Below are 635 nucleotides of genomic sequence, written 5' to 3' on the forward strand. Positions count from 1 at the left end.
AATAGTATTACCAGGAGTATGTCCAGTACCAGTTACTACTGTATCACCTTCATGGATAGTATTTACCTTTGGCGCAGGAATTTCAGAGACTTTATGTTTAACGGTTGTTGTTGCTGCAGCACTCATACCTACACTAGTGTTTTGGCGGACTTCAATAGTTACATTCTCATTTTGTTTAGGAGAAATTGTAACATGATAAATACCATTTGTTCCTACAGTACCAGTGCCGATAACTTTACCACCAGCTTTAATCTCGATTGTTGCTCCTGGAACACCAGTTCCGGAAATAGTTGTATCTGTATCATAAACATCTTCGATTGTTGGAACCTGTTGAAGGAGGTCGTATCCAGGGTCAAGGGCATGTGTATTTAAAGAAGTAGCATTGTTATCATCAGCAATATTAGTGTAATCATGGTCTGTTACTACCGCACCATTGAAACTATAGTGTGTGCCGTTAACTGCATCTGCGATACGAATTCCTGTCTGTGTGACAAAATCTCCGAGGTCAAGTGCAATGTTAACATTGAAGTGGAGGCCATTAGCAATTCCCCAAGTAGCAGGTGGGTTAGTGAATCGAACGATGGTATTCCCATCATTGTCAACGCCCATACGAATATCAGAAGTTTGATATTGAT

General features: G+C 40.3%; 1 protein-coding gene. It reads right to left on the reverse strand.

Annotated features, from left to right (window positions below; all coding sequences use genetic code 11):
* The coding region (locus BAZO_RS01655; RefSeq protein WP_003329472.1) for an Ig-like domain-containing protein at window positions 1-635 on the reverse strand (635 nt) is incomplete at both ends.

The organism is Schinkia azotoformans LMG 9581, assembly GCF_000307855.1.
Classification (GTDB): domain Bacteria; phylum Bacillota; class Bacilli; order Bacillales; family Bacillaceae_J; genus Schinkia; species Schinkia azotoformans.